Annotated in this window: 13 protein-coding genes and 1 tRNA gene; 7 read left to right on the top strand and 7 right to left on the bottom strand. The window is 61.2% G+C overall.

From position 1 onward, the window contains the following. Positions 1 to 20: 20 nt before the first annotated feature. The 3 genes from CKW26_RS14315 to CKW26_RS14305 all read right to left on the bottom strand — a co-directional run bounded on the left by CKW26_RS14315 (position 21) and on the right by CKW26_RS14305 (position 3,613). A complete protein-coding gene (locus CKW26_RS14315; protein ID WP_095049069.1) occupies positions 21 to 1,364 on the bottom strand; it encodes a sodium:proton antiporter in 1,344 nt (447 codons plus the stop codon). 90 nt (positions 1,365 to 1,454) lie between these two features. Next, on the bottom strand, positions 1,455 to 2,312 hold the full coding sequence (locus CKW26_RS14310) for a glucose 1-dehydrogenase (RefSeq protein ID WP_095049068.1): 858 nt from the start codon (positions 2,310 to 2,312) through the stop codon (positions 1,455 to 1,457). A gap of 146 nt (positions 2,313 to 2,458) precedes the next feature. Then, positions 2,459 to 3,613, bottom strand: coding sequence for a MalY/PatB family protein (locus CKW26_RS14305; RefSeq protein WP_095049067.1), 1,155 nt, complete (start codon positions 3,611 to 3,613; stop codon positions 2,459 to 2,461). A 334-nt stretch (positions 3,614 to 3,947) separates the two neighbouring features. Here CKW26_RS14305 and fdnG point away from each other — a divergent pair, with 334 nt between their 5' ends. The 7 genes from fdnG to CKW26_RS14265 all read left to right on the top strand — a co-directional run bounded on the left by fdnG (position 3,948) and on the right by CKW26_RS14265 (position 13,020). After that, positions 3,948 to 7,013 (top strand): formate dehydrogenase-N subunit alpha, encoded by a 3,066-nt coding sequence (fdnG, locus tag CKW26_RS14295; RefSeq protein ID WP_141231862.1) that lies wholly within the window; start codon positions 3,948 to 3,950, stop codon positions 7,011 to 7,013. Then, complete coding sequence (fdxH, locus tag CKW26_RS14290; RefSeq protein WP_093431371.1) at positions 7,014 to 7,949, top strand: formate dehydrogenase subunit beta; 936 nt, start codon at positions 7,014 to 7,016, stop codon at positions 7,947 to 7,949. After that, the gene (locus tag CKW26_RS14285) at positions 7,946 to 8,611 is read left to right on the top strand and encodes a formate dehydrogenase subunit gamma (protein ID WP_095049065.1); all 666 of its coding nucleotides are present in this window, start codon (positions 7,946 to 7,948) and stop codon (positions 8,609 to 8,611) included. Before fdxH ends, CKW26_RS14285 begins: the two co-directional genes overlap by 4 nt. 3 nt (positions 8,612 to 8,614) lie before the next feature. After that, the gene (fdhE, locus tag CKW26_RS14280) at positions 8,615 to 9,541 is read left to right on the top strand and encodes a formate dehydrogenase accessory protein FdhE (protein ID WP_095049064.1); all 927 of its coding nucleotides are present in this window, start codon (positions 8,615 to 8,617) and stop codon (positions 9,539 to 9,541) included. Positions 9,542 to 9,601: 60 nt separating this feature from the next. Further along, on the top strand, positions 9,602 to 11,005 hold the full coding sequence (gene selA, locus CKW26_RS14275) for an L-seryl-tRNA(Sec) selenium transferase (RefSeq protein ID WP_177409254.1): 1,404 nt from the start codon (positions 9,602 to 9,604) through the stop codon (positions 11,003 to 11,005). Next, positions 11,002 to 12,918 carry a selenocysteine-specific translation elongation factor gene (gene selB / locus CKW26_RS14270; RefSeq protein ID WP_095049062.1) on the top strand — a complete coding sequence of 639 codons (1,917 nt, stop codon included), beginning with the start codon at positions 11,002 to 11,004 and terminating at the stop codon, positions 12,916 to 12,918. Before selA ends, selB begins: the two co-directional genes overlap by 4 nt. A 6-nt stretch (positions 12,919 to 12,924) precedes the next feature. Beyond that, positions 12,925 to 13,020, top strand: a tRNA-Sec gene (locus CKW26_RS14265). Positions 13,021 to 13,176: 156 nt separating this feature from the next. Here CKW26_RS14265 and CKW26_RS14260 read toward each other — a convergent pair. The 4 genes from CKW26_RS14260 to CKW26_RS14240 all read right to left on the bottom strand — a co-directional run bounded on the left by CKW26_RS14260 (position 13,177) and on the right by CKW26_RS14240 (position 18,339). Next, the gene (locus CKW26_RS14260; protein ID WP_095049061.1) at positions 13,177 to 13,536 is read right to left on the bottom strand and encodes a DUF6124 family protein; all 360 of its coding nucleotides are present in this window, start codon (positions 13,534 to 13,536) and stop codon (positions 13,177 to 13,179) included. Positions 13,537 to 14,155: 619 nt separating this feature from the next. After that, positions 14,156 to 14,515 (bottom strand): DUF6124 family protein, encoded by a 360-nt coding sequence (locus CKW26_RS14255; RefSeq protein WP_095049060.1) that lies wholly within the window; start codon positions 14,513 to 14,515, stop codon positions 14,156 to 14,158. A gap of 490 nt (positions 14,516 to 15,005) precedes the next feature. Continuing rightward, positions 15,006 to 16,301, bottom strand: coding sequence for an OprD family porin (locus tag CKW26_RS14250; protein ID WP_095049059.1), 1,296 nt, complete (start codon positions 16,299 to 16,301; stop codon positions 15,006 to 15,008). 334 nt (positions 16,302 to 16,635) lie between these two features. Then, positions 16,636 to 18,339, bottom strand: a complete 1,704-nt coding sequence (locus tag CKW26_RS14240) for an amidase (RefSeq protein ID WP_095049057.1) — start codon at positions 18,337 to 18,339, stop codon at positions 16,636 to 16,638. Between the last annotated feature and the right edge of the window lie 34 nt (positions 18,340 to 18,373).

Below are 18,373 nucleotides of genomic sequence, written 5' to 3'. Positions count from 1 at the left end.
ATAAATTCGCAAATCAAAAATCAGTTTTTTTGTTTTTTGCGCTGTTCGTAACGGGCGAGGATCGGTTGCGTGCTGATGCCATGGAGCAAGATGCTCAGCGCCACCACCGACAAGGTCAGATCGGTACACAGGCTGGCCACCGTGTCGGTCAGCCCGTGGTTCAAGGCATAAAACAGATAGAACAGGCTGCCGATACCGCGAATGCCAAACCAGCCGATCAACAGCCGTTGCCTTCCTTTGAGCAGTGCGCCCCAAGGCATCAGCGCGACGCAGGCCGGGCGGATCAGGCAGAACAGCACGCCGCCCACCAGCAACGCCCGCCAGTCCCAGTGCGCCACCAGCACCACGCCGAGCAGGGTCACCAGAAATACTTCCATGGCGCGCTCGACCAGACTGCCGAACGACAGCATGTCGCCCATCATGATCCCGGCGGCGACCTGGCTGCTTTCCAGCCGTTCGGTGTCGCCGTGCACCGCGTGCTGCGGTTCGACGTTCTGATGACCGACCACCGGCTGTACCAAGTGCTCGGCGGGCGGTTGCCCGGCGCCGGTGGATTTGACTTCGACCTGACGCAGGCCCAACCCGGCAGCGAACACCGACAGAAAACCATAGCCGCCAATCGCTTCGGCAACGACATACGCCAGGGCAATCAACGACAACGCTAGATAGTCGTTCGGGCTGAGCGTGCTGTCGTCATTGTGAATACGCAGCGACAGGGTCACGCGGCCGATACCTCGGCCCATCCAGTAACCGGTGAGCAGACCTGCGGGCACCGCCCACAACAAACTGCGCAAGACCCAGCCCTGCCACTCGGCGGCAGAGCCATCACCGTGAATCAACAACAAGCCGAGAATCACAAACGGAAAGGCTACCCCGTCATTCAACCCGGCCTCACCCGACAGGCCGAAACGCACGCTGTCGACATCCCGCGCATCATTGACCTGCACCAACGCCGCCAGCACCGGGTCGGTGGGCGCCAGCATCGCGCCGATCAACAACGACGGCCCCCACGGCAAGCGCAAAGCAAAATGCAGCAGCAGGCACACCCCGGCGATGGTCAGCACCATTACGGGGCCGGCGAGGCCGAAGGCGATTCGCCAACGCTTGTCGCGCAGCGGCAGGCGCAATTTCAGGCCGCAGACGAACAGAGAAAACAGCACCGCGACTTCTGTCAGGTGCTCCATCCACAGCGAGGCGTCTTCCAGGGATAGTTTCAGCAGATCAAGGCCACTGGGGCCAATGCCAATTCCCAGCAGCAAACAAACCGCCGAGGTGGTCACCGGCATCCAGCGCAGGTATGACGACGTCAGTGCCAGGGTCAGCAGCACGGCGCCGAGTACGGCGACCCACACGATAAAACTCATGATCTGCCGCCCTCAAATGTTTGATGTGACGGCAATCGCACCGTGTTCAATGGGCCTTCAGTTTTACTGTAGGCGTTGGCGAAGGCGTCATCACAACATCGGTTTACCACCGGTCACGCCATAGCGCTGGCCGGTGATATAACTGGCTTCGTCCGAGGCCAGCAACACGTAGATCGGCGCCACTTCCACCGGTTGGCCGGGGCGGCCGAGCGGGGTGTTGCCGCCGAAGTTCTGCACTTCTTCATCGGGCATGGTCGAGACGATCAGCGGCGTCCAGATTGGCCCCGGTGCCACGCAGTTCACGCGGATTTCCTTTGGCCCGAGCATCTGCGCCAGACCGCCGGTGAAATTGGCGATCGCGCCTTTGGTGGTGGCGTAGGCGAGCAGGGTGGGTTTGGGCATGTCCGAGTTGATCGAGCTGGTGTTGATGATCGACGAACCGGCGCGCATGTGTTTTATCGCGGCCTGACACAAGCGGAAGATCGCAGTGATGTTGACGTCGAAGGTCATCACCCATTCCTCGTCGGGGATTTCTTCGAAGGTTTCGTGGGTCATCTGGAACGCGGCGTTGTTGACCAGCACATCGATTCGGCCGAAGCGTTCCACGGTCTTGTCGACCAAGGCCTGGCAATGGGCCTTTTGCGCGATATCGCCCGGCAACAGCAGGCACTGGCGCCCGGCCTGCTCGACCCAGCGCACGGTTTCCTGGGCGTCTTCGTGTTCATTCAGATAGGCGACCGCAACGTCGGCGCCTTCACGGGCGAAAGCAATGGCCACGGCGCGGCCGATACCGCTGTCAGCGCCAGTAATCAGAGCGATCTTGCCGGCTAGTCGTCCGGAGCCGACATAGCTTTGCTCGCCGCAATCGGGATAGGGTTCCATCTTGCGTTGCGAACCGGGAACGGTCTGGGCTTGTGCGGGGAAGGGTGGTTTTGGATAGTCGGTCATCGCGGGTCTCCGAGGTCTCAAGGCAGGTATGGGTGGTTGACCCGGTGCGTTTGCCGTGAGTTCGATCGGATTTACGCCGGTCTTCAGACTCGATACAGAACCTGTGGGAGCTGGCTTGCCAGTTCCCACAGGGTTTAGTGGTGGTTTCAGGTGTGGCGTTGTGTCAGGGCGCGCTCCATGCGGGCGATACCTTCTTCCAGCAATGAACGCGGGCAGCCGAAGTTCAGACGGACGAACTGCTGGTGTTGATCGCCGAAGTCCAGACCGGCGCTGAGGCCCACCTTGCCCTGCTCAAGGAAGAACTGCTGCGGGTTGTCCAGGTCCAGCGCCGAGCAATCCAGCCACGCCAGATAGGTGCCCTGCGGAACGTTGATGGTCACGCCCGGCAAGCGCTTGCGCACCGCTTCTACCAGCCAGTCGCGATTGGCTTGCAGGTAGGTTTTCAGCTCGGCCAGCCACGGCCCGCCTTCGCTGTAAGCCACGCGGGTGGCTTCCATGCCCAGCGGGTTGACGCTGTCGACCATGCCGCAACGGGCGTGATTGACGCGTTCGCGCAGGGCAGCGTTCTGAATGATCATGAACGAGGTCTTGAGGCCGGCGATGTTGTACGCCTTGCTCGCCGACATCAGAGTGATGGTGCGCTCGGCGATCTCCGCGCTCAGCGACGCGGTCGGAATGTGCACGCGACCGTCGAAGCACAGCTCGGCGTGGATTTCGTCGGAGATGATCCACGCGTCCTGCGCTGTACAAATGTCCGCCACCGCTTGCAGCTCTTCACGGCCAAACACCTTGCCAATCGGGTTGTGCGGGTTGCTGAGCAACAGCGCGCCACCGCCGTTCAGCGATTCACGCAATACGTCCAAGGGTGTCAAGTAAGTGCCGTCAGCCTGCGCGACGAACTCCAGTTCAACCTTGTTCAACCCCCAATTCCCCGGCGCATGGCGCAGTGGCGGGTAGTTGGGCACTTGCACCACGACGTTCTGCTGTGGCTGCACCAGCGCTTTCAAAGCCATGTTGAAGCCCGACTCGACGCCCGGCAGGAAAATCAGCTCCTGCGGTTTGACCTTCCAGGAAAACTTGTTCCAGAGGTCGGCGACGATGGCTTCACGCAGGTTGTCCTGCGCCACGCTGTAACCCACCAGCGGATGCAGCAAGCGTTGTTGCAGCGCCTCGATCACCACCGGCGGCGCGGCGAAATCCATATCAGCGACCCACATCGGCAACACGTCGGCCGAATAGCGGCTCCACTTGGTGCTGCCGGTGTTGTGGCGGTCGAATACCTGATCAAAATCGAAAGTCATGCGCGGTCTCGTGAAGGCGGAATGGTCCTGCGGGGCATGATAAACCCTTGTCCCTTTGGAAACACACTCAAACCCTGTGGGAGCTGGCTTGCCAGCGATAGCGGTGGGTCAGTCACCATCATTGTTGGAGGAGCCGACGTCATCGCTGGCAAGCCAGCTCCCACAGGGTTTGCGGTTGTTAGTAGGAGTGCCGACAAACGGCCGACGGTCGGTTTTCACACAGATCGTGTGGTCATTGTCTACAGTGAAAAAGTCGGCAGACGTTTGCCGCAACCGTGATTGTCCAGATAAAACCCGGCACCAGTACCGGGTTCCACCTGATCAGGAGTGCACGATGGATCTCAGCCGTCGTCAGTTCTTCAAGGTCGCCGGTATCGGCCTTGCAGGCTCTAGCCTGGGCGCGTTGGGCATGGCCCCGACGCCAGCCTTCGCCGAGCAGGTGCGCCACTTCAAGCTTGCCCACACCCATGAAACCCGCAACACCTGCCCGTATTGCTCGGTCGGTTGCGGGTTGATCATGTACAGCCAGGGCGATGCCGCGAAGAATGTCGCGCAAAGCATCATTCACATTGAGGGCGACGCCGACCACCCGGTCAATCGCGGCACCCTCTGCCCGAAAGGCGCAGGCCTTCTCGACTTCATTCACAGCCCCGGCCGTTTGCTCTACCCGCAAACACGCAAGCCCGGCAGCAGTGAATGGACGCGAATCAGTTGGGACGAAGCGCTTGATCGCATCGTCGACCTGATGAAAGCCGACCGCGATGCCAATTTCATCGAGAAGAATGCCAACGGGCAAACGGTGAATCGCTGGCTGAGCACAGGGTTTCTCGCCGCATCGGCGGCGTCCAACGAAGCCGGCTACATCACCCAGAAGGTGATTCGCAGTCTTGGCATGCTGGGGTTCGATAACCAGGCGCGTGTCTGACACGGCCCGACGGTGGCAAGTCTTGCCCCGACGTACGGCCGTGGTGCCATGACCAATACCTGGACCGATATCGCCAACGCGAATCTGATCCTGGTGATGGGCGGCAACGCTGCAGAAGCGCATCCGTGCGGCTTCAAATGGGTGACCGAGGCCAAGGCGCACAACGCTGCGCGGCTGATCGTGGTTGATCCGCGTTTTACCCGGACCGCGTCCGTGGCCGACTATTACGCGCCGATCCGCACCGGCACCGACATCGCCTTCATGGGCGGGTTGATCAATTACCTGCTGACCGAGGACAAGATCCAGCACGAATACGTGCGCAACTACACCGACATGTCGTTCATCGTCAGAGCAGGCTACGGCTTCGAAGACGGGATTTTCAGCGGCTACGACGCGAAGAAACGCAGCTACACCGACAAATCCGGCTGGGGTTACGAGATGGGCGACGACGGTTTCGTCAGAGTCGACCCGACCCTGCAAGACCCGCGCTGCGTCTATCAACTGATGAAGCAGCATTACAGCCGCTACACCATCGACCTCGCCAGCCAGATCTGCGGCATGCCGGTCGATGCCATGCAGAAAATCTGGGAAGAGATCGCCACCTGCTCGACACCGGGCAAGACCATGACGATTCTCTACGCCCTCGGCTGGACGCAGCACTCGATCGGCGCGCAGATCATTCGCAGCGCGGCGATGGTGCAATTGCTACTGGGCAACGTCGGCATGCCCGGTGGCGGCGTCAACGCCTTGCGCGGTCACTCGAACATTCAGGGCCTGACCGACCTTGGCTTGCTCTCCAATGCGCTACCGGGCTACCTGACCCTGGGCAGCGACACCGAGCAGGATTACGCCCAGTTCATCCACAAACGCACGCAAGTCCCGCTGCGGCCGGGGCAATTGTCCTATTGGCAGAACTACAGCAAATTCCACGTCAGCCTGATGAAGTCGTGGTACGGCGCAAACGCCACTGCCGAGAACAATTGGTGCTACGACCATTTGCCGAAGCTCGACATCCCCAACTACGACGTCCTGAAGATGTTCGACCTGATGAGCCAGGGCAAGGTCAACGGCTACTTCTGCCAGGGCTTCAACCCGATCGCCGCGCTGCCGGACAAGAACCGCGTGATGGGCGCCTTGGCCAAGCTGAAATGGCTGGTGGTGATGGACCCGCTCGCTACCGAAACCTCGGAGTTCTGGCACAACGTCGGGCCGTACAACGACGTGAAAACTGCCGAGATCCAGACCGAAGTCATTCGCCTGCCCACCACCTGTTTTGCCGAAGAGGACGGCTCACTGGTCAACAGCAGTCGCTGGCTGCAATGGCACTGGAAAGGCGCCGATGGCCCGGGCGAAGCGCAGACCGACATTCGCATCATGAGCGAGCTGTTCCTGCGCCTGCGCAAGCGCTATCAGGCCGAGGGCGGCAAATTCCCTGATCCGCTGCTGAAACTGACGTGGCCGTACAAGATCCCCGACGAGCCTTCGCCGGAAGAGTTGGCCAAGGAAATCAACGGCAGTGCCGTGGCCGATTTCACCGATGCCACCGGCGTCGCGGTCAAGGCCGGCTCGCAACTGGCAGGTTTCGGCTTGCTCAAGGATGACGGCAGCACCGCGTCTGGTTGCTGGATCTTCGCCGGCAGCTGGACCGAGGCCGGTAACCAGATGGCCCGCCGCGACAACGCCGATCCGTACGGCATGCATCAGCATCTCGGGTGGGCGTGGGCCTGGCCGGCCAACCGGCGGATCCTCTACAACCGCGCTTCGGCGGACGTCGCCGGCAAACCGTGGGACCCGAAAAAACGTCTGGTGTGGTGGAACGGCAAGGCCTGGGGCGGCACCGACGTGCCGGACTACAAGGCTGATGTGCCGCCGGAAGCCGGGATGAACCCGTTCATCATGAACCCCGAGGGCGTGGCGCGGTTCTTCGCCGTCGACAAGATGAACGAAGGGCCATTCCCTGAGCACTACGAGCCGTTCGAAACGCCGATCGGCATCAACCCGTTGCACCCGCAAAACAAGAAAGCCACCAGCAACCCGGCGGCGCGGATCTTCGATTCGGTCTGGGAAACCCTCGGCGAGGCCAAGGACTTCCCGTACGCCGGCACCAGTTACCGGCTCACCGAGCATTTCCACTTCTGGAGCAAGCATTGCAAGTTGAACGCGATTGTCCAGCCTGAGCAGTTCGTCGAAATCGGCGAAGTGCTGGCGAAAGAGAAGGGCATTGCCGCCGGTGATCGCGTACGGGTCAGTTGCAAGCGCGGCTTTATCGAAGCGGTGGCAGTGGTGACGAAAAGGATCCGGCCGCTGCAGGTCAACGGCCAGGTCGTGCACCAGATCGGCATCCCGCTGCATTGGGGGTTCACCGGCCTGACGCGCCACGGTTACCTGACCAACACCCTGGTGCCGTTCCTCGGCGATGGCAATACCCAGACCCCGGAATCCAAGTCATTCCTGGTCAACGTGGAGAAACTATAAATGGCCAGCCAAGACATCATTGCCCGCTCGGCCACCACCACGGTGCCGCCGTCGGTGAGGAATCAGGAAGCGGTGGCGAAGCTGATCGACACCACCAAATGCATCGGCTGCAAAGCCTGCCAGGTCGCCTGCTCGGAATGGAACGAACTGCGCGACGAGGTCGGCCACAACCACGGCACCTACGACAACCCGCAAGACCTGAGCGCGGAAACCTGGACGTTGATGCGCTTTACCGAGCACGAAACCGACGCCGGCAACCTCGAATGGCTGATCCGCAAGGACGGCTGCATGCACTGCGCCGAGCCGGGTTGTCTGGCGGCGTGCCCGAGTCCCGGTGCGATCATCAAGCACGCCAACGGCATCGTCGATTTCGATCAGGATCACTGCATCGGTTGTGGCTATTGCATCACCGGTTGCCCGTTCAACATTCCGCGCATTTCGCAGAAGGATCACAAGGCCTACAAGTGCACCTTGTGTTCGGATCGCGTGGCGGTAGGGCTGGAACCGGCCTGTGTGAAAACCTGCCCGACCGGCGCCATCGTCTTCGGCACCAAGGAAGACATGAAGGAACACGCCGCCGAGCGCATCGTCGACCTTAAAAGCCGAGGCTTTGAAAACGCCGGTCTGTATGACCCGGCAGGCGTTGGCGGCACGCACGTGATGTACGTGCTGCACCACGCCGACACGCCGAAAATCTATGCTGGTTTACCGCAAGATCCGGCAATCAGTCCGTTGGTGGGCCTGTGGAAAGGCATCAGTAAACCGCTGGGCCTGCTGGCCATGGGTGCGGCGGTGCTGGCCGGGTTCTTCCATTACGTGCGCATCGGCCCGAATCGCGTCGAAGAAGATGAACATCCGACGCCGCCCGACACCTCGGTGCATGTCGTCGATCCGGCGGTGCACACCTTCGATCCACGCGGGGAGGACCGGCCATGAGCAACAAGACGATCCTGCGTTACACCGCCAACCAGCGCACTAATCACTGGCTGGTGGCGATCCTGTTTTTCATGGCCGGGCTGTCGGGTCTGGCGTTGTTTCATCCGTCGTTGTTCTGGCTGAGCAACCTGTTTGGCGGCGGGCCGTGGACGCGGATTCTGCATCCGTACATGGGCATCGCCATGTTCGTGTTTTTCCTCGGTCTGGTGCTGAGTTTCTGGCGCGCGAACTTCTTTATCAGCAACGACGGCAAGTGGATGCGCCGCATTGATCGCGTGCTGGTCAATGACGAAGAAAGCGTGCCACCGGTAGGCAAATACAACGCCGGGCAGAAGTTGCTGTTCTGGACTTTACTCCTGTGCATGCTGGGTTTGCTGTTCACCGGACTGGTGATCTGGCGCGCCTGGTTCAGTGCGTATTTCGGCATTACCGTGATTCGCTGGGCAATGCTGCTGCATGCGCTGGCCGGGTTCATTCTGGTGCTGAGCATCATCATTCACATCTACGCCGGGCTGTGGATCAAGGGTTCGGTGGACGCGATGATGCACGGCTGGGTCAGCCGCGCCTGGGCGAAGAAACACCATGAACTCTGGTATCGCGAGATCACCCGCGATGAGCGTCAACCGGACGTGCCGGAGCGACCGATCACCAAAAAGGGCTGACTTTTGCCAACCATTCTTGAACCTGGGGAAATCGAAGCGGCGGCGAGTTCGCCGCCGTTTCTGCATCTGCCGCCTTCGAACCTGTTTGCTCTGCGGGCTGATCGACTGGAACAACTGGCCGAGGGGCATGCGCTGGCAGAGTACCTGCGACTGATTGCCGGGTTGTGCCGGGTTCAGCAGCAGGTGTTTGATGATCCGCCGCTGACGGCGCCGTTTGATCAGCAGCGGATCGAGGCTTGTCAGCAGCATGGTTTGCCGCCGTTCGCGGCTGATAGCTTGGTGCGCGAAGAGGGCTGGCAGGCTTATCTCGAAGCTTTGCTGCAGCGTTATGAACCTGATGAACAGCCCGCCGTCATTGAGGCGGTGACAACGTTGCGGGTCGCCAGTCCCGGTCAGTTACGTGCATGGGCCGTGGCGTTGGTCAGTGGCCAATACTCAATGGTGCCGGCGCAACTGGTGCCGTTTCTTGGCGCAGCGCTGCAAGTGGCCTGGAGTCACTGGCTGCTCAGCGCGGCGAATCTGCAACTGAAACCCGGCGACAGCCTCAGCCAATGCCCGGCGTGCGGTTCACCGGCGATGGCCGGGGTGATCCGCCATCGCGGCAAACACAACGGTTTGCGTTATCTGGTCTGCTCGCTGTGCGCCTGCGAATGGCATGTGGTGCGGGTCAAGTGCGTGTATTGCGAGTCGAGCAAGGGTCTGGATTATCTGAGCCTTGAGGACGATCGCCATGCTGCCAATCAGGCGCCGCTTAGGGCGGAAGTCTGTCCGGGCTGCAACAGCTATCTGAAACTGGTGTATCTGGAGAACGATGCCGATGCCGAGGCGTTGTCGGCGGATCTCGGCAGTTTGCTGCTCGATATGCGTCTGGCTCAGGATGGTTTTCAGCGGCTGGCACCGAATCTGTTGCTCGCACCGGGAGACGAATGACCTCAAGGTCTACACTCTTGTTTTTCACTGCGGGGCGCAGTGAACTGTCTCCAGGAGTGACTGATGTCCCTGCGGTTACCTTCCATTGATGGTGTGTTGCGTCATCCGGCCTGTGTGCCTTTGCTTGAGCGTCATGGGCGTGAATCACTGCTGGCGGGTTTGCGCCAGTTGCTCGATGAACTGCGCCCCGGTGTGTTGAACGGGCAATTGTCAGCCGTCGAAATCAGCCCTGAAGTGCTCGCTGGCCGCGTCAGTGAACGCCTGCTCCAGCAACAACGCAGCCACGTGCGCCGGGTCTTCAACCTCACCGGCACGGTGCTGCACACCAACCTTGGTCGCGCCTTGTTGCCCGAAGAAGCCATCGACGCGGTGCAAATGGCCGCGCGTTATCCGCTCAATCTGGAATTCGATCTGGCCAGCGGTAAGCGCGGTGATCGTGATGATTTGATTGAAGGCCTGATCCGCGAACTGACCGGTGCCGAGGCCGTCACCGTGGTCAATAACAACGCCGCCGCCGTGCTGCTGACACTCAACAGTCTAGGCGCGCGTAAGGAAGGCATTATTTCCCGTGGCGAGCTGATCGAGATCGGCGGCGCCTTCCGCATCCCCGACATCATGGCCCGCGCCGGCGTGCGCCTGCATGAGGTCGGCACGACCAATCGCACCCATGCCCGCGACTATGAAGCGGCGATCAACCCGCGCAGCGGTTTGATCATGCGTGTGCACGCGAGCAATTACAGCATCGAAGGGTTTACCGCTCGCGTGCCGACTGCGGAATTGGCCGAGTTGGCCCATCGGCATGGTTTGCCGTTGCTGGAAGATCTGGGCAGCGGCAGCCTGTTGGATTTGACCCGTTGGGGATTGCCGGCGGAACCGACTGTGCGGCAGGCGCTGCTGGATGGCGCGGACATCGTCACCTTCAGCGGTGACAAGTTGCTTGGCGGCCCGCAGGCAGGGTTGATCGTTGGGCGCAAAGAACTGATTGCGAAGATCAAGAAGAACCCGTTGAAACGCGCTTTGCGCGTGGACAAGTTGACCTTGGCGGCGCTGGAGGCGGTGCTGGGTTTGTATCGCGATCCCGATCGCCTCGCTGAGCGTCTGCCGAGCTTGCGTCTGCTCACCCGGCCGCAGGCAGATATCTTTGCGCAGGCCTCACGCTTGCAGCCCTTGATGGCTGAAATCTTGGGGTCGGTTTGGCAGGTTAGCGCAGTCGAGGCCTTGGGCATGATCGGCAGCGGTAGCCAACCGGTGGCGCGTTTACCGAGTGCGGCATTGTGTATGCGCCCGCAAGTCTCCAAGCGTTTGCGCGGGCGTTGCCTGCTGAATCTGGAAGCGGCGTTGCGCGCCTTGCCGATCCCCGTGCTTGGGCGGATTGACGACGATGCCCTGTGGCTGGATCTGCGTCAGCTCGACGATGAACCAGCGTGGCTCGCGCAATTGCCGCAGTTGCAGGTCGAGTCGTGATCGTCGGCACGGCGGGGCACATCGACCACGGCAAGACGTCGCTGCTACAAGCGCTGACCGGGCAAACCGGTGACCGCCGCCCGCAGGAACGCGCGCGCGGCATGACCATCGACCTCGGTTATCTCTACGCTGAACTGGAACCCGGCGCGGGGCTGACCGGGTTTATCGACGTGCCCGGCCACGAGAAATTCACCCACAACATGCTCGCCGGTGCGCAGGGCATCGATCTGGTCTTGCTGGTGATCGCCGCAGATGACGGCGTGATGCCGCAGACCCGCGAGCATCTGGCAATTGTCGAATTGCTCGGCATCCCGCGCGCCGTGGTGGCGATCAGCAAATGCGACCGGGTCGAGGCGGGCAGGGTGGAGGAGGTTCAGCGGCAGGTGCTGGATTTGCTTGAGGCCGGGCCATTTGCTGAAGCGCCGATCGTGCTTGTGTCGAGCGTGACCGGGCAGGGCGTTGATGAACTGCGCGAGACGTTATTGCAGACGCAACGTGAAGTACTGGAGCGCAGCCGCGAAGGTGGTTTTCGCCTGGCCATCGACCGCGCGTTCAGCGTCGCCGGTGCGGGGATTGTGGTTACCGGGACGGCGTTGTCGGGCACAGTTGCCGTCGGCGACAAGCTCACCCTCGGGCCATCCGGAAAATCGGTCAGGGTTCGCGGCTTGCATGCACAGAATCAACCCGCCGAACTTGCTGTTGCCGGCCAGCGGGTGGCGTTGAACCTGACCGGCGAACGCCTCGAACTTGCGCAGATCCATCGCGGCCAGTGGCTGCTCAGCGAATGGCTGCACGCGCCAACACAACGGGTCGACTTCGACTTTAAACTGCTGCCCAGCGATCGCACGTTCGAACACTTTCACCCGGTACATGTGCACCTCGGTACGCAGGACGTCATCGCTAGGGTGGCTTTACTTGAAGGCCCGCGGCTGAGTCCCGGCGAGCGCATGTTCGCGCAACTGCTGATCAATGCGCCGGTGCATGCGGTGAAGGGCGATCGCCTGATCCTGCGCGACCAGAGCGCGCAACGCACCTTGGGCGGCGGCCAGGTCCTCGACCCGTTCGCCCCGGCGCGACAACGGCGCAGCCCTGAACGTCTGGAGCAACTACGCACCTTGGCCTCCGGCGGCGAACTCGAACACGTCTTGCCCGTGCTGCTCAACTACAGCGCCGGCGGCCTCGATCCGCAAAGGCTGGAGCGCCAGTTCAATCGCTCGCGCGCGTCGTGGTCGTTAGCGGAAAACGTCCGCCTGATCGACACCCGCCAAGGCCCGGTGCTGTTCAACGTGCAACGCTGGGCGCAGTTGAAATTCACCCTGCTGGAACAACTCACACAGTTTCATGAACAGGAGCCCGACCAGATGGGCCCCGACCGCGATCGCCTGCGCCGCTTCAGCGGTCTGGCGCTGGAGCGTTCGACGTTTGTAAGTTTGCTGGATGAATTGCTGGCGGCCGGATCGATCCAAACGAGCGGCCCATGGCTGCACCTGCCTGAGCATCAGGTGCGCCTGAACGCCGAAGACGAAACCCTCTGGCAACAACTGCAACCGCTGTTTGAAAACGCCAAATTCGACCCGCCGTGGGTGCGCGACATCGCGAAAATGCTCGGTCAGGACGATGCCGTCGTACGTCTGCTGCTACGCAAACTGGCGCGTTTGGGTTTGATGCATCAAGTCGTGCGCGACCTGTTCTTGAGTGACGCGCAACTGCGCCAAATGGCCGACGTGTTGTTAAAACTGGCCAAGGAAAATCCGCAGATCCAGGTGACAACCTTCCGCGATGCGCTAGGCTTGGGACGCAAACGCTGTATTCAGTACCTCGAATATTTCGACCGCGTCGGCCTGACCCGACGCCTCGGCGAATCCCGCCAGATCCGCCCCGACAACGCGCTGGCCAACGCCGACGCGCAATGAGTTCAAGGAAGGCAATCGCGCCCGGTGGCGCGGCCGGGCTTCAAACCCGGTTGGGGACGGCATCCGTTCCCGGGCAGGTTCGACTCCGGCTGCCTTCCGCCAGTTTCCAACAAGCCAAAGAACGGCTGCCGTAGATTGATCGTTCCCACGCTCCGCGTGGGAATGCAGCCCGGGACGCTCTGCGTCCCATCCAGAGCCGAACGCGGAGCGTCCGTTGAGGCATTCCCACGCAGAGCGTGGGAACGATCTGTATCCCCGCTACTGCGGCAACTCCAGATTATCCATCACCCGATTCACCGCCAGCTCACCGAGCATGATCAATTGCGCAATCCCCAACAGCGTCCGTCGTTGCGACGCGTGTATGAGGCGGGCGAAGTCATGGGCGATGGTTCTGGCTGAGGCGAGTGTTTCGCTGGCATCGGCCAGCAGTTCTTCGTTTTTGAAGTCGGCGGTCACGGCGTACATCCGGCGGGTTTTCCGTGGCGGCGGGGTGGAACCGGGTGGGCAGAGGTAGTGATCGAGCGCGCGTTCGGCGGCGTCTTTGAGCTTTCTTGAATCGAGGGATTCGTAGGGGGAAGCGAGGTCAGTTTCGGGCGGGTTGGGTGTTGGTTTTATCATGGTGAAGCTCCTTGAGATGTGGAGCCGTCATTCCATCGCTGCTAAACGGATAGGGTGGCGGCTGTACGCGGGTTAGCAGACCAGGCTCAAGGATCCCGGCGCACCGAAGTGCCCCACGCAAAGCCGCCATAACGTAATGGCGATACTCGCGTGCCTTGAAATTTGCCGAGCTGCTAAACCCGATCGCTGATTCGTCAGCGACCGCACCACAATAGAACCCGCCCCCAAGGCGCACAAGCCGGCGGATTCTGGCGTAGCTGTAGGCAATGGCGCAAGAATTTGTAGCCTTGAAGGCGTGTCTGGAGGTGTCTTTTAAACACTGAAGTTTAAAAGACGAAAAGTCGGGCAAAGGTCTGGGGGCAAACGGGGTTTGTCCCTGATACCTGATAACGCGTTCCGCCAGTTTGCCAAAAGCAAAAGATCGCAGCCTTCGGCAGCTCCGACACCGATCTATGTAGGAGCTGCCGAAGGCTGCGATCTTTTGATCTTGCCGGTGTTGATCGTTCCCACGCTCTGCGTGGGAATGTAGCCCGGAACGCTCTGCGTCCCATCCAGAGCCGAACGCGGAGCGTCCGTTGAGGCATTCCCACCCAGAGCGTGGGAACGATCTGTACCCGAACTAATTCGGCAATTCCAGATTATCCATCACCCGATTCACCGCGAGTTCGCCGAGCATGATCAATTGCGCGATCCCCAGCAGCGTCCTGCGCTGCGACGCGGGGATGAGATGGGCGAAGTCATGAGCGATGGTTCTGGCGGAGGCGAGTGTTTCGCTGGCGTCGGCCAGCAACTCCTCGTTTTTGAAATCTGCGTTAACGGCGTACATCCGGCGGGTTTTACGTGGTGGTGGGGTGGAGCCAGGTGGGCAGAGATAGTGATCGAGGGCGCGTTCGGCGGCGTCGTTGAGTTTTTTGGAATCGAGGGATTCGTAGGGGGACGCGAGGTCTGTTTCGGGTGGGTTGGGTGTTGGTTTTATCATGGTGAAGCTCATTGATTGCTGGAGCCGCCACATTTCGCTGCGAAACGAAGAGAGGTGGCAGCTGTACGCAGGTTCGCAGACCGGGAATCAAGGAACCCGGCATACCCGAAGGTATCCCGCGCACAGCCGCCATGAAGCATCATTGCCATTAATCTTGATGGCAATGCACTGGAGCGCTGTGCGCCTTGATTGATCCGGGCTGCGAAACCCGATCGCAGATTTGTCAGCGACCGCACCACAATAGAACCCGCCCCCAAGGCGCACAAGCCGGCGGATTCTGGCGTAGCTGTAGGTAATGGCGCAAGAATTTGTAGCCTGAAAGGCGTGTCTGAAGGTGTCTTTTAAACACCTGAGTTTAAAAGGCGATTTGCGCTGATTTCACTGGCCCCTTCGCGAGCGGGCTCGCTCCCACAGGTTCGGCGGTGTAAACACAGCCTGGTGATCGACGCAGAAACCTGTAGGAGTGTTTCAATTCGGGATGGGCGGTGGGTTAGAAACCCAGTGGGTACTGGATCACCACGTAGATACGGTCAATGTCATCACCGGCCTGCGCCTCGTTGGCCCGGTGTGAAACATGCGACACCTGCACCGACAGATCCTTCGCCGCGCCCGATTGCACGACGTATTTCAAATCGATATCGCGCTCCCAGTGTTTGCCGCCGTCACCTTGCTGCGGCTGGTAACTGCCGCTGTCAGGATCGAACGGGTTGTACGCGCCACCCTTGGGCGCGTGGGTGCCGTCGATGTGGCTACCGGAAACATAGCGGGTCATGAACTTCAGGCCGGGGATGCCGAAGGCGCCGAGGTCGAGGTCGTAGCGCGCTTGCCAGGAGCGTTCGTTGGCGCCGTTGAAATCGGCGTATTTGATCGAGTTGGCGAGGTAGATCGAGTCGCCGCCGACGAAATCGAACGGTGTGTCGCCATTGATCTTTTGCCAGCCGAGCATCACCGCGTGCGGGCCGAAGGCGTATTTGCCGGAGAGGCTGAACGCGGTGTTGTCGATGGCGCCGGCCAGCGCTCGGCCGGTGTCGCGGGTGTGGTAGAGGTTGGCGTCGAGCAGCACCCCGGACTGCTTGAAGTGCAGATTGCCGTAGTACTGATGCCAGGTGTCGCTCAGGTCGGAGGCATACAGCGCGCCGCCCACTGGGCTGTCGGTGAACAGATCGGCGCCGAGAAAACTGATCGCGCCGGCCTCGGTATTGGCGCCATAGCCGTAGAAGTCGCCTCTGCCGGAGGAGCTGTCCTGGTTCTTGAAAGCGGTGAAATGCCCGGCCATCAGGTTGATGTGGTCGAACTCGGCGCTGTTGAGCAGGAAGCCTGTGGCGTACTCCGGTTGCAAGCGTTTGTCGGAGGTGTCGAACACCGGGGTTTCCACGGTCATTTCACCGAAGGCGAGGGTGGTGCGCGAGGCTTTCAGCTTGAGCGCACCGCCTGCGCTGGAGTAATCGTTTTCGCTGCGGCCATCGCTGTCGACCGGCAGCAGACCGGTCCCGGAATGGCCTCTGCCACCGTCGAGTTTCAGCCCGGCGAAGGCGTGGGCATCGATGCCGAAACCGACCGTTCCGGCGGTGAAACCGGATGAGAAAGTGCCGATAAGACCTTGAGCCCATTCCTGTTTGTAGTTTTTTCCGGACGGTGAGGGGGAGCGATAGTCGTTGCTCAAGTAGAAGTTACGGGTGAGCACTTCGCTTTTGGCATCGTCGAAAAAGCCGCTGGCTTGGGCGGTTGAGTTCAGACCGCAGAGCAGCGCGAGGAGGGTGAGGCGTGAAGAGGCGCGGTCGATCATGGTCGGTGGCCAGCGGCAATTAAGATGGCTGGGATGATCGCGGGAATGTAGGGCAGGGGATTGAGCGGATGTGCTCAATGAACGGCATCACACAACCCCCTGTAGGAGTGAGCCTGCTCGCGATAGCGGTGTGTCAGTCTCGATAAATTTAACTGACAGACCGCTATCGCGAGCAGGCTCACTCCTACAGGGTTTTGGGTTGAATGAGGGTTTTGTGGCGGGAGCGGAAATCTGTGGGAGCTGGCTTGCCAGCGATGGCAGTGTGTCAGCCAAGTTTATCCAAGCTGACACATCGCTATCGCGAGCAGGCTCACTCCTACAGTTTTAACCGCGTTTACGCCAGCGGCGGCGTGCGTGGCGGGATCTGGCGTTTGCTGCCGGTCGATTCAAACGCGGCGGCGAAACGCAGCAGGTTCGAGTCGTCGTAGGCGCGGCCGGCGAAGGTTAAGCCCACCGGCATGCCGATGTCGGCCATCACGCCCATCGGCACGGTGACGGTCGGCACGCCGAGATGACGGATCGCCAGGTTGCCGTTGGCCACCCAAATGCCATTGCTCCAGGCGATGTCAGCCGACTCCGGGTTGACGTCCGCGTCCGCCGGGCCGACGTCGGCAACAGTCGGGAACAGCACGGCGTCGAGGCCAAGCGTGTCCATCCAGTCTTCGAGGTCGATGCGTCGGGTTTGCTCCAGGCCGCGCAGGCCGTCAGGCACGGTGCTGATTTCATTCCACGGGATGATGCCGCGCTCGGCCATGCGCACGTACTCATCCATGCCGGCAGCCAGATCGCCTTCACGGTTGGGCAGGGTGCCCGGGTCGTGCGGGAAGATTTTCGGCCCGTCGACGTCGACCAGACGATTGAGTTTCGGATCGCCGTTGGCTTGCAGGAAGTCGTCGAACGCCCACGCGGTCAGGTCCCACAGCTCATGGTGAAGGAACTCTTTGGAGACCAGCCCCCGAGTGAACACGGTTGGCGCGCCGGGGCGATCGCCTTCGCAGTTGGAGACCAGCGGGAAATCGGTTTCGATGACTTCGGCACCGGCTGCTTCGAGGGCTTGGCGCGCTTGCTTCCACAAGTCGATCACCGAGGCGCGGGTGTTGATGCGCTGGCCGGTCGGGCCTCCGATGCCCGGGGCTTCGCTGGTGCCAGCCTCAGGGTCGGCATTGATAAACATGCGCGGCACGGCGAAACGCTTGCCGGCCAGCGCTTTAGCGTCGGCGGCCAGATCGGCGTAGGCGGCGGGGCGCACTTCGCTGACGCTCGGGATCGGCACCCACGGTTGCAGACGCCAGAGGTCGCCACGGGTGTCCGGGTCTTCGGCGACGACGATGTCGAGGACTTCGAGCAGGTCGGCCATGGTGCGTGCGTAAGGCACGACGACGTCCATGGTCGGCGTCAACGGCCAGTTGCCGCGCACCGAAATCACCCCGCGCGACGGGGTGTAGGCGCACAAGCCGTTGTTCGACGCTGGGCCACGCCCGCTCGACCAGGTTTCTTCAGCCAGACCAAACGCGGCAAAACTCGCGGCAGTGGCGGTACCGGCACCGTTCGACGAACCGGAGGCAAACGGCGCGGTGAGGTAATTGGCGTTGTAAGGACTTTCGGCGCGACCGTAGACGCCACGTTGCATGCCGCCATTGGCCATCGGCGGCATGTTGGTTTTGCCCAGGCAAATCGCCCCGGCCGCGCGCAGACGTTCAATGGTGAAGGCGTCGCGATAAGCGACCAGATCGGCGAAGGCCGGGCTGCCGGACGCTGCAGTGAGGCCTTTGACCAGATAGCTGTCTTTGGCGGTGTAGGGAATGCCGTCGAGCGGGCCGAGGGTTTTGCCTTCGGCACGACGGGCATCGGACGCCCGGGCTTCGTTCAACGCTTCAGGGTTGCGCACGACCACGGCATTCAGCGCCGTTGGGGTGTCGGCGCCATCGTAGGCATCGATGCGTGCGAGATATGCCTGTACCAGTTCGACAGCGGTGGTCTGGCCGGACTCGAGCGCGGCGCGCAGTTGGGCAATGGAAACTTCGGTGACTTCGATCATGCGCTCACCGCTGTTTGAATTTGGGTGTTTTTCC

The organism is Pseudomonas sp. Irchel s3h9, assembly GCF_900187475.1.
Classification (GTDB): Bacteria; Pseudomonadota; Gammaproteobacteria; order Pseudomonadales; family Pseudomonadaceae; genus Aquipseudomonas; species Aquipseudomonas neuropathica.
The sequence above is the reverse complement of the archived record's forward strand: the minus strand, read 5'-3'. Positions and strand labels throughout refer to the sequence as shown.